The 23,259-nt window shown below is 64.0% G+C and carries 21 protein-coding genes and 1 pseudogene; 10 read left to right on the forward strand and 12 right to left on the reverse strand.

Annotated elements, in window-relative coordinates:
- Positions 1–32 precede the first annotated feature (32 nt).
- From MFF62_RS06355 to MFF62_RS06365, 3 genes are all read left to right on the forward strand, one after another.
- Positions 33–1,382 (forward strand): MFS transporter, encoded by a 1,350-nt coding sequence (locus MFF62_RS06355; protein ID WP_404990681.1) that lies wholly within the window; start codon positions 33–35, stop codon positions 1,380–1,382.
- Between the two features lie 47 nt (positions 1,383–1,429).
- A complete protein-coding gene (locus MFF62_RS06360; RefSeq protein ID WP_238261333.1) occupies positions 1,430–1,885 on the forward strand; it encodes a type II 3-dehydroquinate dehydratase in 456 nt (151 codons plus the stop codon).
- Between the two features lie 69 nt (positions 1,886–1,954).
- Positions 1,955–2,587 (forward strand): MarR family winged helix-turn-helix transcriptional regulator, encoded by a 633-nt coding sequence (locus tag MFF62_RS06365; RefSeq protein WP_238261335.1) that lies wholly within the window; start codon positions 1,955–1,957, stop codon positions 2,585–2,587.
- Positions 2,588–2,605: 18 nt separating this feature from the next.
- Here the strand turns inward: MFF62_RS06365 and MFF62_RS06370 are convergent, their stop codons facing one another.
- From MFF62_RS06370 to MFF62_RS06400, 7 genes are all read right to left on the reverse strand, one after another.
- Positions 2,606–3,694 carry a porin gene (locus MFF62_RS06370; RefSeq protein ID WP_238262158.1) on the reverse strand — a complete coding sequence of 363 codons (1,089 nt, stop codon included), beginning with the start codon at positions 3,692–3,694 and terminating at the stop codon, positions 2,606–2,608.
- 48 nt (positions 3,695–3,742) lie between these two features.
- Complete coding sequence (locus MFF62_RS06375; protein WP_238261337.1) at positions 3,743–4,882, reverse strand: amidohydrolase family protein; 1,140 nt, start codon at positions 4,880–4,882, stop codon at positions 3,743–3,745.
- A gap of 156 nt (positions 4,883–5,038) precedes the next feature.
- Entirely contained in the window at positions 5,039–5,902 is an 864-nt protein-coding gene (locus MFF62_RS06380) for a fumarylacetoacetate hydrolase family protein (RefSeq protein ID WP_238261338.1), read from the reverse strand.
- 57 nt (positions 5,903–5,959) lie between these two features.
- Positions 5,960–7,237 (reverse strand): MFS transporter, encoded by a 1,278-nt coding sequence (locus MFF62_RS06385; protein WP_238261340.1) that lies wholly within the window; start codon positions 7,235–7,237, stop codon positions 5,960–5,962.
- A gap of 45 nt (positions 7,238–7,282) precedes the next feature.
- Positions 7,283–7,798 carry a flavin reductase family protein gene (locus MFF62_RS06390; RefSeq protein WP_238261342.1) on the reverse strand — a complete coding sequence of 172 codons (516 nt, stop codon included), beginning with the start codon at positions 7,796–7,798 and terminating at the stop codon, positions 7,283–7,285.
- Positions 7,795–8,709 carry a VOC family protein gene (locus MFF62_RS06395; RefSeq protein WP_238261344.1) on the reverse strand — a complete coding sequence of 305 codons (915 nt, stop codon included), beginning with the start codon at positions 8,707–8,709 and terminating at the stop codon, positions 7,795–7,797. Before MFF62_RS06395 ends, MFF62_RS06390 begins: the two co-directional genes overlap by 4 nt.
- 10 nt (positions 8,710–8,719) lie before the next feature.
- On the reverse strand, positions 8,720–9,976 hold the full coding sequence (locus tag MFF62_RS06400; protein WP_238261346.1) for an acyl-CoA dehydrogenase family protein: 1,257 nt from the start codon (positions 9,974–9,976) through the stop codon (positions 8,720–8,722).
- A 113-nt stretch (positions 9,977–10,089) separates the two neighbouring features.
- Between MFF62_RS06400 and MFF62_RS06405 the strand changes: the two genes are divergently transcribed.
- On the forward strand, positions 10,090–11,112 hold the full coding sequence (locus MFF62_RS06405) for an amidohydrolase family protein (RefSeq protein ID WP_238261348.1): 1,023 nt from the start codon (positions 10,090–10,092) through the stop codon (positions 11,110–11,112).
- A gap of 61 nt (positions 11,113–11,173) precedes the next feature.
- Here MFF62_RS06405 and MFF62_RS06410 read toward each other — a convergent pair whose 3' ends face one another.
- Complete coding sequence (locus MFF62_RS06410) at positions 11,174–12,634, reverse strand: aldehyde dehydrogenase family protein (RefSeq protein WP_238261350.1); 1,461 nt, start codon at positions 12,632–12,634, stop codon at positions 11,174–11,176.
- 174 nt (positions 12,635–12,808) lie between these two features.
- Positions 12,809–13,723: a LysR family transcriptional regulator gene (locus MFF62_RS06415; RefSeq protein ID WP_238261352.1), complete on the reverse strand. Its 915-nt coding sequence runs from the start codon at positions 13,721–13,723 to the stop codon at positions 12,809–12,811.
- A gap of 193 nt (positions 13,724–13,916) precedes the next feature.
- Between MFF62_RS06415 and MFF62_RS06420 the strand changes: the two genes are divergently transcribed.
- The 3 genes and pseudogenes from MFF62_RS06420 to MFF62_RS06430 all read left to right on the forward strand — a co-directional run bounded on the left by MFF62_RS06420 (position 13,917) and on the right by MFF62_RS06430 (position 17,507).
- Positions 13,917–14,900: a Bug family tripartite tricarboxylate transporter substrate binding protein gene (locus MFF62_RS06420; RefSeq protein WP_238261354.1), complete on the forward strand. Its 984-nt coding sequence runs from the start codon at positions 13,917–13,919 to the stop codon at positions 14,898–14,900.
- A 20-nt stretch (positions 14,901–14,920) separates the two neighbouring features.
- Positions 14,921–16,060: pseudogene (locus tag MFF62_RS06425) on the forward strand (C45 family autoproteolytic acyltransferase/hydolase).
- Between the two features lie 67 nt (positions 16,061–16,127).
- Positions 16,128–17,507: an L-serine ammonia-lyase gene (locus MFF62_RS06430; RefSeq protein ID WP_238261356.1), complete on the forward strand. Its 1,380-nt coding sequence runs from the start codon at positions 16,128–16,130 to the stop codon at positions 17,505–17,507.
- 55 nt (positions 17,508–17,562) lie between these two features.
- On the opposite strand, the gene MFF62_RS06435 is transcribed toward MFF62_RS06430, so the two are convergent.
- A complete protein-coding gene (locus MFF62_RS06435; RefSeq protein ID WP_238261357.1) occupies positions 17,563–18,894 on the reverse strand; it encodes an MFS transporter in 1,332 nt (443 codons plus the stop codon).
- A gap of 266 nt (positions 18,895–19,160) precedes the next feature.
- On the opposite strand from MFF62_RS06435, the gene MFF62_RS06440 reads away from it, so the two are divergent.
- Positions 19,161–19,667: a 2,4'-dihydroxyacetophenone dioxygenase family protein gene (locus MFF62_RS06440; RefSeq protein WP_238261359.1), complete on the forward strand. Its 507-nt coding sequence runs from the start codon at positions 19,161–19,163 to the stop codon at positions 19,665–19,667.
- A gap of 14 nt (positions 19,668–19,681) precedes the next feature.
- Here the strand turns inward: MFF62_RS06440 and MFF62_RS06445 are convergent, their stop codons facing one another.
- Positions 19,682–20,338, reverse strand: a complete 657-nt coding sequence (locus tag MFF62_RS06445) for a Crp/Fnr family transcriptional regulator (protein WP_238261361.1) — start codon at positions 20,336–20,338, stop codon at positions 19,682–19,684.
- 220 nt (positions 20,339–20,558) lie between these two features.
- Here MFF62_RS06445 and MFF62_RS06450 point away from each other — a divergent pair, with 220 nt between their 5' ends.
- Positions 20,559–21,596 (forward strand): LacI family DNA-binding transcriptional regulator, encoded by a 1,038-nt coding sequence (locus MFF62_RS06450; protein WP_238261363.1) that lies wholly within the window; start codon positions 20,559–20,561, stop codon positions 21,594–21,596.
- Here MFF62_RS06450 and MFF62_RS06455 read toward each other — a convergent pair.
- Positions 21,593–22,096, reverse strand: coding sequence for a carboxymuconolactone decarboxylase family protein (locus tag MFF62_RS06455; protein ID WP_238261364.1), 504 nt, complete (start codon positions 22,094–22,096; stop codon positions 21,593–21,595). The two genes, MFF62_RS06450 and MFF62_RS06455, sit on opposite strands and share 4 nt — an antisense overlap.
- A 176-nt stretch (positions 22,097–22,272) precedes the next feature.
- Between MFF62_RS06455 and MFF62_RS06460 the strand changes: the two genes are divergently transcribed.
- Positions 22,273–23,256: a Bug family tripartite tricarboxylate transporter substrate binding protein gene (locus tag MFF62_RS06460; protein ID WP_238261367.1), complete on the forward strand. Its 984-nt coding sequence runs from the start codon at positions 22,273–22,275 to the stop codon at positions 23,254–23,256.
- Positions 23,257–23,259: the final 3 nt, after the last annotated feature.

The raw sequence follows: 23,259 nt of genomic DNA on the forward strand, positions 1-23,259 counted from the left end.
AACGATATCCACAAAGAAAAGGGGAGACACTCATGTCAGCCATCACTGACTCCGACATCAACGTGGCCGATCTAGCCGCATCGCAGCATTCCATGGCGCGCCGCGCCGTTGCGGGTGCAACCGTGGGCACGGCGCTGGAATGGTTCGACTTCGCGCTCTACGGCGTCGTTGCCGCGACCATTTTTCCGAAGCTGTTTTTCCCTTCGCTCGACCCTACCGCCTCGCTGCTGGCTTCGCTTGCCAGCTTCTGGGCCGGCCTGGCGGCACGGCCCCTGGGCGCCATCGTTTGCGGCATCCTGGGAGATCGCTGGGGACGCCGCAACCTGATGCTGATCACGGTATCGGTGATGGGCGTCTCGTCATTCCTCATGGGACTACTGCCGACCTATCAGCAGGTGGGGATCATGGCGCCGATCCTGCTGGTCAGTCTGCGCATCATCCAGGGCTTTGCGCTTGGTGGGGAATCCACAGGCGCGCAGCTGATGGCCGTCGAACACGCAGCGGCCGATCGTCGCGGCATCTATTCCGGCTTGCTCGGTATCTGCTCGCCACTGAGCCAGATCCTGGCCAACATGACGCTGTTCGCGTTGGCGGGGATGCTGTCTCCCGAAGACTTTGAAAGCTACGGCTGGAGAATTCCATTCCTGGCGAGCTTTCTGCTGGTGATCCTCGGCATCTATATCCGGATGCGTGTCAGCGAGACGCCCGCCTTCGAAGCCCTGCGCAAGCAAGGCCAGCAGCAGGGAAAGCGGGTGCGCGGTGCCAATCCGCTGGGCGTGGTGTTGCGCCACCACTGGAAGACCGCGCTGCGCCTGACGCTGTTCTTCTGCGGCCCCGCCGCGCTGTTCTACCTGATCGTAGTGTTCTCGCTGAGCTATCTAACTAGGAACCTTGGCCTGCCCAAGCAGACCGGCTTCATGTTCCTGATGGTGGCCAACGCATGCGCCATCGTGGGCGCGCTGGCTGGCGGGTATCTCAGTGACCGGATTGGCCGCAAGCGCGCGCTGCTGCTGGGCTCGTTCTGCACACTGGGCTGCTGCCTTATTTACTTTCCGGTCCTCAACCAGGGCTCGTTCGGCATGACCATGGCAGTCATGGGCGCATTCCTTGGCTTCACGCAGTTCCAGAGCGGCATCCAGCCGGTCTGGTTTGCCGAGTCCTTTCCCACCGAGGCGCGCTACACGGGCTCCGCGCTGTCCTACTCGGGCGCCAACCTGCTGACCGGCGGGCCGATGCCGATCGTAGCGGTTGCATTGCTGCAGGCGTTCAACGGATCGCCGTGGGCCATCGTGGCGGTATGCGGATCGCTGAACCTGCTGTCGTTCGTCATGATCGCCATCTCTCGCGAAACCCGAGGCACCAGCCTGGAAAGCAGCCACTGAATTGCCGCAACGTATTGCAGAAAATTAGCCGTCACTGAGCACCCATCATGAAGCGAAAACTCTACATCCTCAACGGTTCGAACCTGAACATGCTCGGTGTTCGCGAGCCGCATATCTATGGCAGCACCACGCTCAAGGACATCGAGCAGGCCTGCATGGCCATGGCCGACACGTTCAAGTTCGACTGCGTATTCCGTCAGACCAACAGCGAAAGCGATTTGATCGACTGGATCCAGGAGGCCTATTTCGAGAATGCCGCGCTGATCATCAATCCGGCCGGCTTTTCATTTGGACGCATCCCCGTGCTCGATGCGGTAAAGCTGATCCAGCGCCCCGTCGTCGAGGTGCACATCAGCAATATCCACCGCCGCTCGGAAGAGTATCGCCATTCGACCATCTCCGTGGCCGCCACAGCCGTGATCTGCGGTGCCGGGGCCAATGGCTACCTGCTCAGCATCCGCGCCATCGACGACCTGTGGGCGGCAACCGAGAAGCCACAATAGCGCGGTGACCTGCAAAGCTGTTGCTTAAGCTATCATTTCGGCTTAGACCCGTTCCAAGCGAACCTTTCGATGCCGAAGTCCAACCCTTCGCCGCGCGTAACCCGCCCGGTTACCGATGCCGGCGCCAAGCCGGGCCAGCCGGTATCGGCGGGCAAGGCTGCCTTGCAGCCACTGCCCACCAAGCGTCCCGACCATGACCTCGACCATTCGGTTGGCTATCTGCTGAACCGCGCCGCCAGCATCATTGCGGCACGGTTCAGCGACGACCTGAAGCCGCACAACATCAACCTGCAGGCATGGCGCGTGCTGGCGGCGCTGCGCCATGAAGACCACCAGACGCTGTCGGACCTGGCCAGCCATACCGGCGCGGAAATCTCCTACCTGTCCCGGGCAGTGGTGGCGTTGGAGGAACGCGGCCTGCTGCGGCGCGTCGTCTCGGCCACCGACAAGCGCAATATCCACCTGTCGCTGACGCCCGCTGGCGGCGCCATCGTTGCCGAACTCGCGCCGCGCGCCTGGGATATCGAGCGCGCATCGATGTCTGGCGTGACACCCGCAGAGCTTGCCGCCACGTTGAAGACGTTGCGGGCGATCTTTACGAACCTGGTCGATGCCTGCCAGGATTCCACCGGCGTCAACCGCAAGCTCACCGTGGCGCGCCGGGTCCGCCGCAAGGCGGCGCAGGACGACCCGGACGCCTGATCGCCCCTGCCGGCGCGCTCAGAAGACGTGCTTGATGCCCAGCATCGCCCCAAGCTGCGTGCCGCCGGGCGATGCGCTCGCCCCCGGATTGCTGCTCACCGACTGCGCCAGTTGCCCGCCGTTGTCGATGAAGCCGGCCGTGGCGTAGATCGACGACCGCTTCGAGAAGCTGTACGTACCGCGCACCGTGTACAGCCATGCCTTGTTGGCGCTGTCGTGATAGCGCTGGTGATAGACCTGGCCCGCGACATTGAAAGCCGGGGTCAGGTCATAGGACGCGCCCAGCCAGAACAGGTCGCTGCGCGGCGCGGGATTGCCGTCGTTGTTGTGCCGCAGCCAGCCCGCCCCCGCCTTCACACGATCGAACAACGTATAGGCACTGAGCGACAACCGGTCGTCCTTGCGGCCGCTGTTGGTAAGCCCGCCAAACGCACCCGGGCCGCCACGCCAGGAATCGTAGGCCGCCGCCACGCCAAGATGCGGGGTCTCGTACATCAGCAGCGCCGACCACTCCCGGCACGCCTTCTTGTCCGCGGGATTCTCGCCCGCGCAGTTGGTGCTGGCAGGGCTGGGCGTGGCCACCGCCGCGTCGCGGCCAAAGCTGTAGGTGGCGCCCACCGTCAGTCCGCCGAACTTTCCCTTGTACGAAATCGCGTTGTCGGCGCGCGAGTTCGGAATCGTCGGATCGAGTGACCCCGAGCCAAACGCGTTCGGCCCCAGGATGTCCGAGTCGAGCGTGGCCCAGAACATCATCGTGTACTGACGCCCGAAGGCCACCTGCCCCCAGTTGCCCGACAGTCCGACCCAGGCTTGCCGCCCGAACAGGCGATTGCCGAAATTGGCCACGCCCGAATCCGGCGCGAAGCCGGACTCCAGCACGAACTGCGATTTCAGGCCACCGCCAAGGTCTTCCGTCCCCCGCAGCCCCCAGCGCGACGGTACCGACGCGGACAGGTTCGTCATGCGTGCCACGGTGCTCTGCGTCGGGCCGGCGTGGTTCACTACCTCCACGCCGGAATCCACCACGCCATACAGCGTCACGGACTGCGCGCCTGCCAGCGCCGGCATGGCCGCCGCGCAGCCAAGTACAAGATGTCTCAGTTTGATCGTCATGGTCTCCTCCTGTTTTTTTGTGGATATCTATGCCTTGTCGAACTAGCTTGCCGATGCCTCCCCCAGCCGCGCCCCCTGGCTTGCCACCCGTGCCAGCAAGCGCGCGGCATTGCCGCCCTCGACGGCGCGCAGCTCGTCGGCGCTGAAGCCGACGTCCCGCAGCCCGGCGAACGTGGCCTGCGTGCCCTGCTCCGGGACAAACGGAAAATCGGTGCCCAGCACCACGTTGGCGGGCGTCACCAGCTTCAGCAGCGCGGCCATCGAGATCGGATTCGCGGCAATGGCGGTGTCGTAGTACAGGCGCTTGAGCAGCGGCATCACGCCTTCCGGCACCTGCTTGGCCAGGCTCTTGTCGAGCGAGCCCAGGATGGCCATACGGGTGGCCAGGTAGGGCACCGTCCCGCCCGCGTGCGAGAAGATGAAGCGAATGTCCGGACAGCGGCTGAACACGCCCGAGAACATCAGGCTGGCCACGGCGCGCGTGGTGTCGTGCGGAAACTCGATCAGCGAATCGGGATGCTCGGGCAGCAGGCCGCGATGGCATTGGCACGACGTGGGATGCACGTAGACCACCGCGCGGCGGCGGTTCAGCTCCGCGAAGACCGGCGCGAAATCGGCATGGCCCAGGTACTTGTCGCCGTAATTGGTCATGAGTCCAATGCCGTCGGCCTTCAACACGTCGAACGCATGGGTGATTTCCGCCATCGCCGCGCCGACATCGGGCAACGGCAGCGCGCTGAACGTGCCGAAGCGGGTGGGATGGTCGCTGACCATCTGCGCGGCGAACTCGTTGCAGGCGCGCGTGAGCTGCCGCGTCTTGGCCATGTCCGGCATCCACAGCGGCGGGGCCGACACCACGGCGGTGGTAATGCCCTGCCGGTCCATCACGCCCAGCGAGTCGGCCACCTTCCACTGCGGCGCCACGCGATTCGGCGCCGGCGCGCCGATGGCTTCCTCGCCCATGGTCTTGCGGAAGACCGGCGGAAGAATATGGTGGTGCACGTCGATGCGCTGCACGCCCGCCAGGCTGTCCTGCGCCAGGGGTCGGGCTTGCGGCTGCGCGCCCGCCGGCACGGCCTGGCTTGCCAGCAGGCCGCCCAGCATCGCGCCCATCCTGCGGCGCATCGGGCTGGCCAGGGGTGCGCCCGTCGGATGATCTACGTCTTCGTTATTGGTATGCATTGGCGCAATCGTGTGGAGGTTGCGGGTGGAGGTTGGACTGCTGGCATGCCGTTTGTCCGGGCAACAGGCCGCCCTGCTCGCGCGGTGGCAGGCATGGCGGGCCGGTTGCCCGGCGGCGGTACGGGTGCTTGAGTGCTGCGGTGCTGCGGGTGCGCGTCAGGCCGGTTCGGCCACCACGCGGTTCTCGATATGGCCGATGCCTTCGATCTCCGCACGCATGACGTCGCCCACCTTCAGGTAGGACGGCGGGTCCATCGCCACGCCAACGCCAGACGGCGTGCCGGTGGCCAGCAGGTCGCCGGGCTCCAGCGTGAAGGCCTTCGACAGATGCACCACCTGGTCGTAGATGTCATGGATCATGGCGCCCGTCTCATCGTCCTGACGCAGTTCATCGTTGACCCACATCCGCAGGCGCAGCGCGTGCGGGTCGCCGAGTTCGTCGGGGGTCACGATCCACGGGCCGATGGGACCGCACGTGTCGAACGACTTGCCGATGGTCATGGTCTGCGAGGCCAGTTGCCAGTCGCGCACGGACACGTCGTTGCACACCATGTAGCCGGCGATGATGGACGGCGCGTCTTCACGGCTCACGTTGCGGCAGCGGCTGCCGATCACTGCGCACAGTTCCACCTCGTAGTCGAGCTGCTGCGAGACGGCCGGCATGTGGACATCGCCAAACGGGTCGTTGATGCACGACACCTGCTTGTTGAACCACACCTGCACAGGCGGCGTATGAACACCCACCTTGGCCGCCTCGGCCACGTGCTTGCGGTAGTTCATGCCGATGGCCAGGTATTTCGACGGCCGGGGCACGGGCGCCAGCAACGTGACCTCAGACAGCGACGCGGTGAAGCCGCCGCGCACGGCGCGCGCGCGATCCAGCGCTTCGGGGCCGGACTGCAGCAGTTCCAGCATGGTGTCCGGCAGTGCGGGGTCGTTGCGCGGCAGGTCGATCACGAGGTCTCCCTCGACCTTGCCGATGGAGGTGTTGCCTTGATGGAGATAGGTAACGAGCTTCATGATGAGACGATGATTCCGAAATGGTTGTAGAACAAAGGGAATGCGTAAGGACGGCGTTCAGACCGCCGTCGCGCGTGACGGCTCGTCTTGCCCGGCCGGTTGTGCATTGGCCTGTACCGGATACGGATACTGTCGCGGCAGCCGCAGCAGCATCAGCGCCGCGCAAGCCAGCACCGCGACAAAGCCGATGAGCGCCGGGCGGTAGGAGCCCGCCAGGTCATAGGTGGCCCCCATCACGAACGGGCCCAGCCCGGTGCCGACCGTGAATGCCGCGAACAGGTAGCCGTAGATCTGGCCGAATGCGCGCAGGCCGAAGTAGCGGCTTTGCAGATAGGCGATCAGGTCCACTTCGGCACCCATGCCGATGCCCACCAGCACCGCGCCCACTGTGGTAAGCGCCACGTCGCTGCTGCCGAGCAGCGTCAACACGCCCAGCGCCGGCAGCAGCACGAAGGCGATGGCGACATGCGGACCAAAGAAGTGGTCCAGCAGATAGCCGCACAGCAGGCGGCCTACGATCAGCGACGCGCCGATGCCGGAGAACACCGTCACCGCCTGGCTGGACGGAATGCCCCGGTCGGTCAGCAACGGCACCAGATGCACGATGGTCCCGTTGGCGACGATCGGGATGCACAGGAACACCACCGCCAGCACCCAGAAATCCTTGTGGCAAATCGCCTCGCTGGCCACCAGGCCCGGCAGTTGCCGCGCACGCGCCGCCACGCTGCCGGCGTCGGCCGACACGTCGCGTACCAGCAGGGCCACCGCAGGAAACGCGATGCAGAACACGGTGACACCCACCGCCACGAAGGCGCCGCGCCAGCCAAAGTGGTCGAGATAGGCCTGCGTCAACCGTGGCACCAGCGCCGCGCCAAGTCCGACGCCAGTCATCGCAATGCCCATGGCCAGACCGCGCTGGCGATCGAATGCGGCGGCAATCGCCTTGGCATAGGGCAGCGGCGCCTGGCCGGCACTGAACAGCCCCATGACCGAGAACATCGCCAGGAAAGCGAACGGCACGGCCGGCGCCAGCGACATGGCGGCAATGGCCAGCGAGAACAGCGTGATGGCGGTGAGCGTCACGCGCTTGATGCCCCGGGCATCGATCAGCTTGCCGGCGAACGGCGTGGCGATGGCCGCGAAGATCGAGCCCATCATCACGGCCGCCGACAGCACGCTGCGGTTCCAGCCGAACTCGGCCATGATCGGCTTCATGAGCACCGATGCCGAGAACTGCAGCACGGTCACGTTGCCAACGATCAGCCCGAGTACCGAGCCGATGACGATCCACCAGTGACCGCGAAACAGTTGAGTGGGACGGTTGGGGGCATGCACGATTGTCTCCAGATTGTTATGTCTTATGGTTGTAGCCGGCCGGTACTAGGGGTGCAGCGCCGGCGCGCGTTCCATGAACTTGCCCGCATGAAACAGCAGCGGCGACTCCGCGCCATAGCCGAACCGTTCCACCTGCCCCAGCATCATCACGTGGTCGCCAAACGGCACGACAGTGGTGATGCGGCACTCGAAGCAGGCCAGCGCGCCTTCCAGCAAGGGCACATCGCCCAGGCCGGGGCGCACGCCGTCGCCGACGATGGCGAACTTGTCTGGCGAGGGCCTGGCGAAATGCGCCGCAAGGTGCTGCTGCTCCGCCGTCAGCACATGCACGGCAAAGTATTCCGACTCCGAGAACGCGCGCAGGCTGGGTGCGCGGTCGCTCAGGTACCAGGCCACCAATGGCGGATCCAGCGACACGGAGCAGAAGGAGTTGATGGTCAGCGCCGCGCGTTGGCCGTCGGGGGTGCAGGTAGTAACAATGCAGACGCCCGTGGCAAACCGTCCCAGCGCATTGCGCAGGTCCCGGCTGTCGATAGGCGAGGTCATGACGTCGGCGCTCATGAGCGGATCTCCTCGGTAGCGGGCACGGCATTGGCGCCTGCGCCGGTAAAGCAGCGCGGGTCGCGGGTCGAGCCCCAGTAATCCAGTGACAACGGCGAAGGTTCGATGCGGCGCGGCGCGCGCGGGAAGGTCTCCGGAAACGCCTCCATGCCAAAGCTGTATTCCATCGTCAGGCCGTCCGGATCCAGGAAGTACAGGAAGACGCTGTCGGACGCCGGATGCCGGCCCGGCCCGAATACCACGTCGGAACCGGCCGCCTTCAGCCGCGTCAACGCCCGGCCAATATCGTCGATCTCGGTGACCATGTAGTTGACGTGGTGCAGGCAATGGCGGTCGAACTTCGCGATGCCGATGCCGTGGTGGTAGGGATTCGGCCAGCAGCGCATGAACGTGATGAAGTCGCCTACCGAATCCGATTCACGGAAGTTCAGCACGTCGCGCCAGAACGCGACGGCGCGCGCGGCATCGGGCGTGTTGAACACCACGTGGCCCAGACGCTGGATGCGGGTCACCGTTGGCGCGAACGGCCGCGCCGAGTCCGGCGCCGGCACGTAGAACTCCAGCATGGCACCCACCAGCGGCTCGAACACGCGGATCGCGCGCGCCTGCGCCCTAGCCGCGCAAATGGCGGCTGGCACCTCTTCCACGGGCAGGCCGGCGGCCGCCAGGCGATCCAGCAGCGGCGCGAACTGGGCGGCGTCTTCCAGCATGAAGCCCGCGCAGCGCAGCCCTGCTTGCTCGCCGGGAAACAGCACAAGGCTGTGGTGATCGTGGTCGCAGCGCAGCCGGATCTCGCCTTCGCTGCCGGTATCCACGTACTGCAAACCCACCACGTCCTCGTAGAAGCGGCGCGAGCGCTGCAGATCGGTCACATTGAGTTCGATGCGGCCCAGTTTCTGGTGTCGGATCATCGCGTGCCCCTCAATACTGCCCGCGCGGTTGCAAGCCGAGCCGCATCTGTCCGTACATGCTGGACACGGCGTGCCAGTTGACGCTGATGTGGTGGGCCACCGCGTTGATGTCGCGCCATGCACGCTGCACGCCGTTGTCCAACTGGATGCCGGTGCCGCCCACCACGTCATACAGTTCGTTGATGGCCTCCACGCAGAGCTGCACGGCATAGGCGTGACCGCGCCGCAGCGTGATGCGCTGCGCGGCGCTCAGCTTGGTGCCGGCGGCCACCAGGTCCGTGGCCAGTTGCAGGTCACGCTGCAGGATCAGTTGGGCGGCGTCCACGGCGGCTTCTCCGCGCGCCACCGCCGACTGCACGTGGCCAAACTGCGCGATCGATTGCCCGCCGCCCGCGAACGCGCCGCGTGTGGCACGCGCCGCCACACCGTCGACAAATTCGTCCAGCGCGCCGCGCAATGCGGACACAGCGGGGTTGGCCAGCAGCGGCGGGAATCCGCTCAGGAACGGCAGCCGGTAGATCAGCGACGCATGCAGTTCGGCACCGGGCCCGGCCTGCTCCAGCACATCAGCGAAAGCCACCGTGCGATGCTCCGGCACGAAAACCGGCTCGGTGATGGCGATGTCCTTGCTGCCGGTACCTGCCAGGCCAACCGTGTGCCAGGTATCGACGATCTCGTACTCGCCCTTGGGCACCAGCAGGAACACCGGACGCGGAGGCTGGCCCTCTTCCTGCTGGACCATCGCGCCAAGCGACATCCATTGGGCGTTGTCGCAGTTGCTGCCGAAGCTCCAGCGGCCTTGCAGGCGGAAACCGCCGGCCACCGGCTCGGCCTTGCCGGTCGGGGCGATGCACGAGGCGATCAGCGCGTCGGGCGATGCACCCCACACATCCTGCTGGGCCTCGCCCGGGAACATGCCCAGCACCCATGACGCCGCCGCGCTCAGGCCATAGCACCAGCCGGTGGAAGTGCATCCGCGCCCGAGTTCGAACGCCAGGCGGCGCAGCACTTCGAGCCCGAGTTCGTGTCCGCCGAAGCGCTTGGGCTGGACCACGCGGTACAGGCCGGCGGCGGTCAGCTGTTCCGTGATGTCCGTCGAGACGCGGCGGTCCAGCTCCGTCTGGCGGGCGCGTTGCGCAATGATCGGGCGAAGCCGCGCGGCGGCCTCCATCAGCTTGGTCTGCACGGCGGTGTCGGCAATCGTTGCCGGCGCCGATGCCGGGTTCAGTGCAGTGGGGCGATCCAGTACAGCTTGGGTTGTGGACATCGAACGACTCTCCTAAATTGTTGCAAAAGCAACCTATCCGTGCTCGAATTAAAGCGCATGACAGTTGCTTTTGCAACCGTTTAGCGCGCACTTCCCTATCAGGAGATACCCGAATGAACGCCCCCACCCTACCCGCCCGTTGCGGCTGCATCGACGTCCACACCCATGTGATACCGGCCGAATTTCCCCGGTATCTCGGCAATCGGGCCAACGTGCCGTGGCCGTCGATGCGCGACGCGCAGCCCTGCCATCGGCACGTTGTCATTTCGGGGCAGGTCTACCGCACGGTGCCGCACCACGCATGGGACACCGACGCCCGGCTAGCCGACATGGACGCTACCAACGTGAGCCACCAGGTGCTCTCGCCGATGCCGGAGCTGCTGTCGTACTGGATGGATGCGGAAGATGCCGGCGTGCTGTCGCGCTACCTGAACGAAACGCTCGCCGGCATGGTGGCGCGCGCACCGGCCCGCTTCAGCGCACTGGGCGCGGCACCGCTACAGGATGTGGACCGTGCCATCGCCGAACTCGACCATGCGGTGCACACGCTGGGGCTGGCAGGGATTGAAGTGGGCAGCAATGTGATGGGCGTGCCGATTGGCGACCCGCGCTTCTGGCCGTTCTTCGAGGCGGCGCAAGCGTGCAATGCGGCGATCTTCGTGCATCCGCTGCGCCCGGCCGGCATGGAGCGGCTGGTCGGTCCAGCGGCACTGGAGCAGATCGTCGCCTTCCCGGGCGAGATTGGCCTGGCGGCGGCATCGCTGATCACGGGCGGTCTGCTCGCGCGTTTTCCGAAGCTGCGGATCGCCCTGAGCCACGGGGGCGGATCGATCCAGGCACTGGTGCCTCGCATGCAGTTCGCCTGGGAAAAACAGAGCGCATTGCGTGACGCCATCGAACAGGCACCCGCCGAGGCAGCGCGCGCGCTGTACTACGACGATCTGCTCTACAGCCCCGAGGCCATTCGCGCGCTGGTGGATCTGGTCGGCGACCATCGCGTCATGATTGGCACCGACTATCCCTTCGCGATCATGGACCCGGACCCCGCCGCACGCGTTGCGTCGCTTGGCCTGTCGAACGATGTGATGGACCGGCTGCGGTGGAGGAATGCCGCCGCGTGGCTGGGCCGGATCTGACGCACCACGTTCACCCCGCCCGCCGCAATCCGGGCGGCGGGGTGCGCGGGCTCAATGGAGCTCAATGGTGATGCGGAATGAAATCCTGGGTGATCTGCTTGTACTCCAGGAAGTCTTCCACCGAAGCCAGGCCACCAAGCCGTCCCAGCCCGCTTGACTTGAATCCGCCCTCTTCCATTTCCACGGCGAGGTTGGCCCAGCTATTGATCGAGACAAGCCCTGCCTGCAGGCGCCGCGCCACGCGGATCGGGCGATCGGCATCGCGGCTCCACACGCAGGCACTCAACCCGTAGTCGCTGTCGTTGGCCAGGGCGATGGCCTCGGCCTCGGTGTCGAACAACTGCAGGGTCTGGACCGGGCCAAACGTTTCCTCGCGCGCGATCGGCAAACGCTGGTCGGCAATTTCCAGCAGCGTCGGCCGATAGAATGCGCCGCCCGCCAGCGCAGGGTCCTGCGCGGGTCCGCCTCGCACGATGGGCCTGGCGCCCGCCGCGATGGCTGCTTCCACCGCCGCATCCACACGCGTCACCGCTGCCTTGTCGATCAGCGGTCCCATCTGGCTCGATGACTCGCGGGCCGGGCCCACGCGTACTGCCTCCAAGCGCTGCGCCAGGCCGGCACGCACGGCATCGGCAATGCCACGCTGCACCAGGACGCGGCTGCCCGTCATGCAGAACTGCCCCGCGAACACCGTGCAGGACTTCTCCAGCACCGGCAACACGGCCGCCAGGTCGGCATCGTCGAACACGAGGTGCGGCGTCTTGCCACCGAGTTCGAGCCCGACGCGCTTGAGCCGGTCTGCCGCCGCGCGGGCAATGGCCCGTCCGGTCACCGTGCTCCCGGTAAAGCTGACCACTGGCACCAGCGGCGAATCCACCAGCAGACGTGCGCCTTCGGCGCCCGATTCGGTGACGATATTGACCACGCCCTTTGGCAACTCCGGTACGCTTGCGATGATGCTGGCGAGCAGCGCGGCGGTCTGCGCGGCCTGATGCGGCATCTTGACCACCGCCGTGCAGCCTGCGGCCAGCGCCGGCGCGAGCGCCCGGATGCACAGGTAGGCCGGCGAGTTCCAGGGAATGATGAGACCGGCTACGCCGACTGGTTCGCGAATGCTCATGGTTTGCTGGCCTGGCCGGCTTTCCACCACGCGGCCGAAGTTGTGCATCGCCAGCCCCGACACAAACCGCAGCGCGCGCGGAATCAGCGACGCCTCGAACGTCGCTTCCGGGCGGATCTTGCCGTTCTCGGCGCACAGGCTGTCCACCACCTCCTGCTGCCTGGCGGCAAACGCGTCGGCCAGATGGCCAAGCGCCGTGGCGCGCAGATAGGCATCGTCCCGCCAGTGGCTGCCTGCAAAAGCTTCGGCGGCAGCATCGATGGCCAACTGCATCGTGGCTACCGGTGCGTCGTGGAAATAGCCAATCACCTCACCCGTCGCCGGATCGATACTCTCCCTGCACTGCCCATCGGCGAGCCATTCGCCGCGGATCCAGTGCATGGCTTCAGCCTTTGCCGTCATGGAATGTCGCCTTGTCTGTAGTTGGTGCAAGCCGGTGGTTGGGCCGGTCATGCCTGTGCGTCGCCAGATCGCTTTTATGGTTGCTAAAACAACCTATGCGCGGGGAATTAAAGCATAGACAGGTTGCTTTTACAACCTGTGGGAACCATTGGGGAGACGGGAATTGGGGGGACGCTAGCCAAGCATGGATATGACAGCCTCGCGCATCCACCGGTGTGACAGTGACTGGTCCCAGCGTGAATGCCAGGCCATCGAGTAAATGCGATTCGGCAACTCTGCCGGCAGTTCCAGCATGCTCAGGTCGAACTGGCTTGCAAGAATCCTCGCCACACGCACTGGCAGCGTAATTGCCGCGTTGCTCTCGCGCATGGCGAACGGCGCCAGGGACAGCGTCGACACGTACATCGGGAACTTGCGCTTCGGCAATCCATGCTCCTTGAGCAGGTTGTCGACGTCGTTGTCTCGCCCGAGCATGTTGATCGTGCTGATGAAACGCATGTCGGCGAGATCGGCCAAGTCCAGCCGCTTTTCGGCAAGCGGATGGTCGCGCCGCACCAGGCATACGCGCCGCTCTTCGAACAGCGGAAAGAACGTCACGTTGCGCGCCTGGCGGTCGAAGCGGCCGATTGCGATGTCGATGGCGCCAGTTTCGAGATCCTCGACAGGCGTGACATCGCCATAGGCCGGGAAGAAATACGCGCCGGCATTGGGCGCGGCGGTTTCCAGGAATTTATGCAGCAATGGGGCCAGCAGCAGTTCGACGGCACTCGTCGTCCCGATCTTGAACACCTGCGTCGACTCCGACGGCCGGAAGCCCCCTCCCTCCTCCAGCGCGTGGTCAACGGCTTCGAGCGCTCGCCTGACCGATTCACGGAGATGGCGAGCCAGTTCGGTGGGCTCCAGTTTTCCCCGGACCCGGACAAACAACGGGTCGGACAACTCTTCCCGTAGCCGGGCGAGATCGCGACTCACGCCCGGCTGCGTACGCGCAAGCCGTTCAGCGGTCTTGGTAACGCTGCCCGTGTCCATCAGGGATTCGAAGACCACCAGCAGATTCAGGTCGAAGCGTCGGAGCGACAGGAGATTCATTTTTCGGTTCTGGAATATGGTCGGCCGCTAGCCCCTGCACTCATCAGGCGGTGCGACCACGGGCGCGACAAACATACCGAATATGGTATGTCATTGCCGATAAATATGATGAAAAGTTGAGGTTTCCCGGGTCCATACTGCTCGCACAAGCAGGTGTTGCAGATCGCAGCATCGAGATTTGCGGAGACTGAAGATGAACCGTGTTTTCCTGGCACTAACGTGCTGCAGTGCTGCGGCCGCCACCTGTCTGGCCCCCAGCGCATTCGCCCAGGACAACTTTCCGACGAAGCCGATCCGGCTGGTGGTGCCGCTTCCGCCGGGCGGCGGTGCCGATGGCCTCGCGCGCATCTGGGGCGATTACGTGGCGCGGCATCTGGGTGCGGCCGTCGTGGTGGAAAACCGCGCCGGCGCGAATGGCTCGATTGCGGCGGCATACGTTGCCACCCAGCCGGCGGACGGCTACACGATCCTGCTTGGCACCCAGTCCAATCTCGCACTCAACCGTTTCTCGTTTGGCAAGCTGAACTACGATCCCGACCAGAGCTTCGCTGGCATCGGCATTCTTGCCACTACGCCGCAGGTCTTGCTGGCCAACAACGCGGTTCCGGCCAACAACGTTGCCGATCTGATCCGTCTGGCAAAAGCATCGCCGGGCAAGTACTCCTACAGCACCGCAGGCAAGGGCAACTCGACCCATCTGAACATGGAGATTTTCGCCAGGCAGCTTGGCGTGGATCTGCTGAACGTTCCCTACAAGGGCAGCGCCGCCGCCCTGCTGGCCGTGGTGGGTGGCGAAACCCAGTTGACCAGTGCCGTGGTCTTCTCCGCCATCCCGTTCAGCAAGGAAAAGAAGGTCAAGCCGCTGGTCGTGTTTGCCGACAAGCGCGTGCCCGAGATGCCCGACGTCCCCACGCAGCCGGAAGTCGGTATCCCGAAATCGCTCGGCGGTGGCTGGTACGGCCTGGTGGTGCCGAAGGGCACACCCGACGCCGTCATCCAGAAACTCAATGTGGCCACCGCGAAGATGTGGGCGGACCCCGAGTCCCGGCAAAAGCTGGGCAGGATCTACATGGTCGAGCCAACCGACAAGGCGACGTCCGCTGTGGCGAAAGCCACCCGCCAGGACGCCGAGCAGTGGGGCCCGCTGGTCAAATCACTGAATCTCGCCGCGCAGTAAGACCCCTGAAGGACATTCGAATGCAAGCAGCGCAATACTTCCCGTTGGTGGACGTGACCGGCAGCCCATACAACCGCGGAATGCAACACGGGCGCGCGGTCCCCGAACGCATTGCGGCGGGCGCGGCGCTATATCGCGCCCAGCTTGGCCGTCGCGGACTGGACGATGCCACCATCGACCGCCTCGCACGCGCCATGCTCCCGCAGATCGAAGCGTTCGACCCCGCTTACCTGGAAGAAATCCAGGGCATCGCCGCAGGCGCGGGCACTTCGCTTGAAGACGTCGTCGTCATCAACTGCCGGACCGAGATGCTCTATGGTTTCTCGACCATCGGTAGCAATGCGCCATCCGAAGACGGCAATGAGCATGGCGATTGCACCGGACTTGTGGTGTTGCCAAAGCGCTCCGCCACGGGCCGGCTGCTGCACGCCCACAATTGGGACTGACGGCAGGAATGCGTGGACACCTGCATCGTGCTGCGCATCCGCGCCGACAGTGCGGCTGACAGCGGCCCCGATATCCTCGCGTTCACCGAAGCCGGCGCCCTGGCGCGGCACGGCTTCAACAGTCACGGCGTATCGCTCACGGGCAATGCGTTGTCCTGCCACGAGGACTACCAGCACGGCCCAGGCGTTCCGGTCGTGCTCTTGCGCCGGCGGCTGCTGGAGTCCACCAACCTTGCGCATGCGATGCGAGCCGTATGGAACGCGCGCCGCTACTGCTCCAGCAACATGATCCTCGCGCAGAGCAGCGCCACCGACGGGGCATGCGCCAGCCTTGAAGCCGCGCCCACCGACGTGTACTGGACCCTTCCCCAGGACGATGTGCTCGTGCATGCCAACCACTGGCTGTCGCCCGTGGCAATGTCGAAACTGCGAGACCCGGGCCTTGCCGCGCGGCCCGACAGCCTGTATCGGCAGCATCGTGTGGAGAACGGATTGCGGTCCATTACGGACCGGGGCATCGAATGGGACGACATCCGCACCATCCTGGCCGACGATTTCGGTTTCCCCGACGGGGTCTTGCGCAGCCCCAAGCCCGGCGACTTCAGCAGCATCTCGGCGACGGTGGCAACAACGCTGATGGATGTCGCCAAGAAGGTCATGTGGATAGCGCGCAAGCCGTATGAGTGCCGGGAGTTCCAGGAATACACGCTTTAGCTCCTGGGCACGAGGCGGCAGCGCCCCGCTCAGAAGTAAGAAATTTGCCCTCACCCCGGAGTTTTTCGTGGCATTCAGTGCGTTGGACCTTTTCAAGATCGGCATCGGGCCATCCAGCTCGCACACCATCGGCCCCATGCGGGCTGCACGGCAGTTCGTGCAGACAATGCAACACCACGGCACGCTCGGCAGCATGACGCAGCCGCGGAGCGAACTATATGGATCGCTTGGCGCAACCGGGAAGGGACATGGCAGCGACACCGCGATCCTGCTGGGCCTTTCCGGCCATGATCCCGATACGGTCGACGTCGCCCGCATCCCGGAATACCTGGCTGACATCCGCAACACAGGCACGCTTGCCCTGAATGGCGGCCAATCGATCGCCTTCGACGCACGCAAGGACGTCGTCTTCTACCGACGCAGCTTGCCGCTGCACGCGAACGGCATGCGCTTCGTCGCGTTCACCGCTGACGGCGCAGAACTCAATTCGTCGACGTTTTACTCGGTGGGCGGTGGATTCGTTGTGCCCGAGCCAGCGACAGACCGGGAAGGCATGGAATCGCCCCCGGGCGTGGAGGTGGCGCTGCCACTGCCATTCGACAACGCCGAAGACTTGCTGGCCATCGCGGGCAGGCTGGGCATCTCGATCGCCGAGATCATGCGCCGGAACGAGGAGTACTGGCGGCCCTCCACAGACACCCGTGGCGCACTACTGGCCATCTGGAAAACGATGCAAGACTGTGTAGCGCGAGGTTGCCGCACCGATGGCGTCCTGCCCGGCGGCTTCCAGGTTCGCAGGCGTGCGGCACCGCTGTTCAGCAAATTGAGCACGCGTGACGCCTCGGGCGACATGCTCGATGCCATGGACTGGGTCACGCTGTACGCCCTGGCCGTCAACGAGGAAAACGCGGCCGGCGGCCGCGTGGTCACCGCGCCAACGAACGGCGCCGCCGGCATCATTCCGGCCGTCCTGCACTACTACATGAAGTTCGAAGCCAGCGCCTGCGACGACGGCGTTGTCGACTTCCTGCTGACCGCCGCGGCCATCGGCATCCTCTTCAAGAAGAACGCATCCATCTCAGGCGCGGAAGTCGGATGCCAGGGCGAAGTCGGCGTCGCGTGCTCGATGGCGGCGGCCGGACTGTGCGCAGTACTGGGCGGCACCGTCGAGCAAGTCGAGAATGCCGCGGAAATCGCCATGGAACATCATCTGGGACTGACCTGCGACCCCGTTGGCGGGCTCGTCCAGATCCCGTGCATCGAAAGAAATGCGATCGGCGCGATCAAGGCGATTGGTGCCGCACGCATGGCGTTGCATGGCGACGGCCGGCATCACGTCAGCCTGGACAAGGTCATCAAGACCATGCGTGAGACGGGGGCCGATATGAAGACCAAGTACAAGGAAACTGCACGGGGTGGATTGGCGGTCAATATTGTTGAGTGCTGAGGCTGGTATCCGGCAACCCTTCATACCTCAAGCCAGCGAACCGATGGCGCCGCAGCTAGTGCGCCTCGGGCAACGGCGCCGGACCCTCATAGGCGCGATGTGTACGGAATGTCCACAGAAAGAGCACAGCCGCCAAGATGAGTGCAGAACTCAGGAGGTACAGGCTGACAATGAAGCCACCCGTAGCGGCCTTGATCGCGCCGACGGCCGCAGGCGCGACGATGCCCGCAGTCGCGGCCACCGTACTGATCAATGCAATGCCTCCGGCTGCACTGCGCCCACTCAGGACAGTGCTCGGCATCGCCCACACAACGACGTAGGCCAGCGATGTGCCTGCGGAGCTGAGTGCGAGGCAAAGAATGGCGGCGCCGGGACTGGCAGGGAACAGCGTCGTCAACATGAGGCCCGTGGCGGCAACGACTGCAGCCACCGCGAAATGCCACTTGCGCTCCCCTGTCCGATCCGAATGACGGCCCAGCACGATGGCGGAAGTCACCCCCGCGAGTGCCGGGATCGCGGAGTAGAGACCCGCCTGCATGATCGTAAGGCCCATGCCTTTCAGTATGGTTGGCTTCCAGAAGGCAAGCGCATAGATGCCTAGCAGTACGAGAAAGGCCACGATTCCAAGCGCCCACACCCGCCCATCCTTGATGACGTCTCGCAACCCTGCGCCATGTCCGGCGGTAGCGGCAGTTCCCGCGCCAATCAACTCACCAATACGCGCCTTTTCCTGGACGCTCAGCCAAGGCGCGTCCACGGGACGGTTTGGCAGGATCAGGAATGCCGCGACACCCAGGGCGATGCAGGGTATCCCTTCGAGGATATAGAGCCATTGCCAGCCATGCAGGCCGGACGTGCCGTCCATGTACGTCATGATCGCGCCTGCCGTCGGCCCCGCCACAATCGGCGCGACGCTGAAGGACATGAAGAAGATTGCCGTCACCTGCGCCAGGCGCTGCTGGGGAAACCAGAGCGTCAGGTAGTAGAGCACGCCGGGAGCGAAACCTGCTTCGAAGACGCCGACGAGAAAGCGCAGGAGATAAAACTGCGTCGGGGTACGCACGAACACCATCGCCGCCGAAGCCATTCCCCAAAGACACAGTATGCGCAATAGCGTGCCGCGCACGCCAATTCGCGCCATGAGCATGTTGCTCGGCACCTCGAAGAGTGCGTATCCGACGAAGAAGACGCTCGCACCCAACCCGAAGACCGCATCGCTGAACTGCAGGATTTCCTTCATCTGCAACTGGGCGTATCCCACGTTGGTTCGGTCCAGATAGTTGAAGACGTAGCAGACGCACAGGATCGGCATAAGACGCCACATGATCTTCCTGAACATCTTGTCGTCCGTGCTCGCTGATTGCGGGAGCCTTTCAGGGCTTTGCATCGTATGTCTCCGTTCTTCCGTGAGCCGCTTTTTGTTCCTGGGCCCGTGCGCCGATTATCGACATTCGGAAGAATCTGGACTGTCGCCTTTTGGCGCTTCGGCGTGAGGGATTTCCCCCTGTCGTTCGCTACGAGCTCTTGCATCGACGTTCGCGCCCGGGAAAGTACTGACGCGGAACTGCCAAGGGGCGACAGATTTCTGCGGGGCACGTCACCATAATCCGCTCACAGAAGAATCATCGACACCGCGCAGGAGACACGACACACATGGCACTTCCCGAAGTCACAACGCATCAGGACCGCTTGCTGACGGTCAACATCAACGTGGAACCCGCACTCCCGACCGAGAGCGAAGGCGTGACCATCACGCCGTTGTTTCTGGATCGGGAGCAAAGTATCTGGGTGCTCTACGGGCGCTTTGCACCCGGCACCCAGCTCCCCGCGCATTTTCATACGGGCACCGTGCACTTCTTCACGACCAAGGGTGCCTGGAACTATCTGGAGTATCCCGACGATCCGCAGACAGCAGGCAGCTATCTGTACGAGCCCGGTGGCTCGATCCATACGTTCGCCGTGCCGTCGAACGCCACGGAAGCGGCGGAAGGCTTCATGGTGGTCCATGGCGCCAATATCAACTTCGTGGGCGGCGAGTACCAGAGCATCATGGATGCGGGTGCCATCGAGGAGTCCATCCTGAATGCGGTGCGCGCCGGCATGATTGGCATGCCGTCATATATCCGCCCCAAGGGTGGTGCGAAGTTCTCGAGTGATTGACACTTAGCGGACTGCTAGGCCAAGGCGCGCAGTGCGTCCTGGTCCAGCAATGTCACGGTGCCGTATTCCAGGCGCAGAATCGCCTTGGCTTCCCATTCCTTGAGCTGACGGTTGACGCTTTGACGCGACACGCCAAGCATGTGGCTCAGTTCCTCCTGCGAAATCCGCAGCGATACTGGCTCACTGTGGCGCAGCGTCTGCCCGTGGATTGCCGTTGCCGCGATCAGCCGCCTTGCCAGCCGAACCGGCAGAGACAGCAGTATGGTCTCGTCGATCCAGTCGAGTGCAAACCGAAGACGCTGGCTGACCAGCCGTGTCAGCTCCAGCAGGAATTCGGGCCGGTCTGCAACAAGCCGATGGAACACTGCGGCCGTCACCACAAGTACATCGGTCGTCTCGGTGGCCCGCGTGTCATAGGGATGTGGCGCCCCGGAGAACAGCGATACCTCGCCGAACCATTGGCCAGCCTCATACATGCCAATGACGGCCTCCCGGCCATTGGGACCAGAAACACTCACACGGAGCCGTCCCTGCTCGATGCAGTAGAAGGCGTCCGGCGGGGATCCATGCGCGAACAGGATGTCCCCTCGGTGGATCCGCCGTTCTCCGGCCATTGAACGCAGTTCGGCATCAAAGCCTGGTGACAGGGCGCCCCATTGGTTTGACGTCACGTCGTGGTCTCCTCCCAAAAGCGCCGCCCGGCTGGTGCAGGCGGCAACCATATCCGTGGATTCTAAAAACGTTATTAGTATTGTGCAACCAGACTGTACCGCATTAGCTGGCAAAAAGTGGCTAAAGGGACGCTAAAACGGCGCAGTGAGTTGCGATTCGAAAGTCGGCATCGCGGGCTGGCTTACAATGGGCGCCCTTCCACGGCCCTGCCAACCCAACATGCCCGCCGAGAAAAAGCGAATCACAGTGCTCGACGTCGCCCGTCACGCGGGCGTGTCGCAGGGCACCGTCTCACGGGTCATTACAGGCAAGAACTGGGTATCCGAAGAATCTCGCCAACTGGTGGAGGCGGCGGTCCGCGAACTCGGCTATGTGCCGAATCCAATGGCGCAAGGCCTGAAGAGTCAGCGTTCGAACACGGTCGCTGCACTGGTCTCCGATATTTCCAATCCGCTGCACGGTGTATTCCTGGCCGCAGCCGAAGAGGTACTCGACGAAGCGGGCTACCTGCTTTTCGTATCCAGCACGCACAGCCAACCCGAGCGCGAGGTCGCGCTGCTGAACGCCTATGGCTCGGGACGGGTCGATGGCCTGATCGTCGCGCATGCCGATGAAAGCAACAAGCAGGTCGCGCAAGTCCTGAAGGCTACCAAGTTGCCGATTGTCTTTCATGACCGGGAGAGCCATGGCATGGGGGACGCCGTCATCGTCGATCATATGAGTGGTGCCCTGGAGGCCACGCGCTATCTGATCGGCCTTGGCCACAAGCGTATTGCCGTGCTGACGCCCGCATCGAAGATCCGCCCAGGCCGCGAGCGGCTGCGCGGTTATGAAATGGCGCTGAAGGAAGCCGGCATTCCGCTGGATCCCATGCTGATTGCGGAACTGGATGCCTCCAGCCAGGAAGCCTACAGCCAGACGCGCGCGCTACTGGAACACAAGCACCGTCCTACCGCCGTCATTTGCCTGGGAACAGGCATGCTGGCAGGTGTGCTTTCCGGCATCGCGTCTTCGGGACTCAAGGTACCCGAGGACATTTCCATCATCGGTATCGGTGACACGGATCTTGCACGGCTTCACACCCCGCCCATTACTTCCCTCAAATGGGATATTGGCGAGTGCGGCAGGGTTGCCGCGCGCATGCTGCTGGCCCGCCTTCGTGGCGATGCCAAATCCGGTCTGCAAGCGGAGACGACACGGGTACCGGTGGAACTGATGATCCGGCACTCCTGCGCGCCTCCGCGCGCCCGCTACTAGCTCTCGATGGCGATCTCGAACGTGCGCAGGTAGTTGCACACGAGCTGGTAGAAGCCTACGGTCATGACAATATCCATGAGTCCCTTGTAGCCAAACCTGGCTACAGCAGCCTCGCGCTCTCCTCCGACCAGTTCGTGATTGTTCACGATACTGTCCGTCCAGGTGATGAGCGCTCGCTCGTCGTCCGTCAGCCCTTCCGCATCGGCGCCCACTCTGGCGCCATTGATCCCCGACTCCGACAAGCCGGCATCGCGAGCCAGGCGCTCGTGGTGGAACAGTTCGTACGGGGCGTCATACAGATTTCCAACTCGCAAGATCACCAGTTCGCGCAGCGGACCCGGCATCGTATTGCCGCGGACGATGCCTTCGGCGAGACCGAAATAGCCAGGTGCCATGTTCGGCGAATGGAACAGCATCTTGAAGACGTTGAGGGGCTTTCGCTCCAGCAACGCTTGCCACTCCTGAGCAACACCCGTCGTGTCAGGGTACGGAATCGTCATTTTTTCTCCTCGATATTCGGTGTGAATGAGTGACCAGACGCCCAAGAAGTCTGCTTGCCCATGCAGATCCCTCTTGAAAACGACTAATAACGATATTAGTATGGATGCCATGCCGCTGGCTAGTGGTCATCCACCGCACAGCGCACCAGACCAAAAAATTATCTGGAGACAGCCTCATGATGAATCGCCGCAGGTTTCTGGCCACGCTCGCCGTTGCCGGAGCTTCCCCCTTTCCCACCCTTGCCAATGCAGCCAATGACGCCTTTCCCACCAAGCCGGTCACGCTCGTCGTGCCGAATCCTCCCGGTGGTGCTTCGGACGTGATGGCCCGCCTCATTGGTACCGGCCTGTCCCAGATGTGGGGACAACCGGTTGTTGTGGAGAATCGAGCCGGCGCTGGCGGCAGCATTGGGGCCGAATACGTTGCACGGTCTGCCGGCGACGGCTACACGCTGCTGATGGGCGGCATCGCATCACATGCGATCAACCCCGCCCTCTACAAGAACATCAAGTACGACCCGCTTCGCGATTTCACTGCGTTGACCCTGGTGGGAACGCTGGCCAACGTGCTGCTCGCCCACCCGAGCTTCCCTGCCGACAACGTCAGGCAGATGATCGAGCTCGTGCGCGCGAATCCCAACAAGTACTCCTACGCTTCAGTGGGCAACGGCACGTCTCCGCACCTTTCGGGAGAACTCTTCTGCGAGATGACCGGATTGAAGATGGTCCACGTGCCGTACAAAGGTAGTGCGGCAGCGCTGAATGATCTGCTTGCCGGACAGATCCAGCTCGGATTCGACAACCTTTCGGCGGGAATTCCCTTCATCAAGGACAAGAAGCTGAAGGCGCTTGCCGTTACCACCAAGACTCGATCGCCATTGCTACCGTCGGTGCCGACCATCGCCGAGTCCGGCGTACCGGGCTATGACCTGACCTCCTGGGCTGGCCTCTTCGCGCCCGCCCGTCTTCCCGCAGCCGTTGCGCAGAAGATCAGCACTGATGTGGCGACCATCCTTCGCAAGCCGGATGTGGCAGAGAAGCTGCTCACGCTCGGTGTGACCGCTGCGCCGAACACACCCACCGAATTCGCAGCCTTCCTGACGAGCGAAGTGAACAAGTACCGGTCGCTGTCGCAGAAAGCCAACCTTCACATCGGATAACGC

Source organism: Cupriavidus pauculus (assembly GCF_022179805.1).
Classification (GTDB): Bacteria; Pseudomonadota; Gammaproteobacteria; order Burkholderiales; family Burkholderiaceae; genus Cupriavidus; species Cupriavidus pauculus_E.

Excerpts from the sequence above, each read along its gene's own strand:
- MFF62_RS06400 (WP_238261346.1), bottom strand. The coding sequence starts at position 9,976 with ATGTCCACAACCCAAGCTGTACTGGATCGCCCCACTGCACTGAACCCG.
- MFF62_RS06375 (WP_238261337.1), bottom strand. The coding sequence starts at position 4,882 with ATGCATACCAATAACGAAGACGTAGATCATCCGACGGGCGCACCCCTG.
- MFF62_RS06455 (WP_238261364.1), bottom strand. The coding sequence starts at position 22,096 with ATGACGATTCCGTACCCTGACACGACGGGTGTTGCTCAGGAGTGGCAA.
- MFF62_RS06365 (WP_238261335.1), top strand. The coding sequence starts at position 1,955 with ATGCCGAAGTCCAACCCTTCGCCGCGCGTAACCCGCCCGGTTACCGAT.
- MFF62_RS06440 (WP_238261359.1), top strand. The coding sequence starts at position 19,161 with ATGGCACTTCCCGAAGTCACAACGCATCAGGACCGCTTGCTGACGGTC.
- MFF62_RS06415 (WP_238261352.1), bottom strand. The coding sequence starts at position 13,723 with ATGAATCTCCTGTCGCTCCGACGCTTCGACCTGAATCTGCTGGTGGTC.
- MFF62_RS06410 (WP_238261350.1), bottom strand. The coding sequence starts at position 12,634 with ATGACGGCAAAGGCTGAAGCCATGCACTGGATCCGCGGCGAATGGCTC.
- MFF62_RS06460 (WP_238261367.1), top strand. The coding sequence starts at position 22,273 with ATGATGAATCGCCGCAGGTTTCTGGCCACGCTCGCCGTTGCCGGAGCT.
- MFF62_RS06395 (WP_238261344.1), bottom strand. The coding sequence starts at position 8,709 with ATGATCCGACACCAGAAACTGGGCCGCATCGAACTCAATGTGACCGAT.
- MFF62_RS06355 (WP_404990681.1), top strand. The coding sequence starts at position 33 with ATGTCAGCCATCACTGACTCCGACATCAACGTGGCCGATCTAGCCGCA.
- MFF62_RS06390 (WP_238261342.1), bottom strand. The coding sequence starts at position 7,798 with ATGAGCGCCGACGTCATGACCTCGCCTATCGACAGCCGGGACCTGCGC.
- MFF62_RS06435 (WP_238261357.1), bottom strand. The coding sequence starts at position 18,894 with ATGCAAAGCCCTGAAAGGCTCCCGCAATCAGCGAGCACGGACGACAAG.
- MFF62_RS06405 (WP_238261348.1), top strand. The coding sequence starts at position 10,090 with ATGAACGCCCCCACCCTACCCGCCCGTTGCGGCTGCATCGACGTCCAC.
- MFF62_RS06360 (WP_238261333.1), top strand. The coding sequence starts at position 1,430 with ATGAAGCGAAAACTCTACATCCTCAACGGTTCGAACCTGAACATGCTC.
- MFF62_RS06380 (WP_238261338.1), bottom strand. The coding sequence starts at position 5,902 with ATGAAGCTCGTTACCTATCTCCATCAAGGCAACACCTCCATCGGCAAG.
- MFF62_RS06420 (WP_238261354.1), top strand. The coding sequence starts at position 13,917 with ATGAACCGTGTTTTCCTGGCACTAACGTGCTGCAGTGCTGCGGCCGCC.
- MFF62_RS06450 (WP_238261363.1), top strand. The coding sequence starts at position 20,559 with ATGCCCGCCGAGAAAAAGCGAATCACAGTGCTCGACGTCGCCCGTCAC.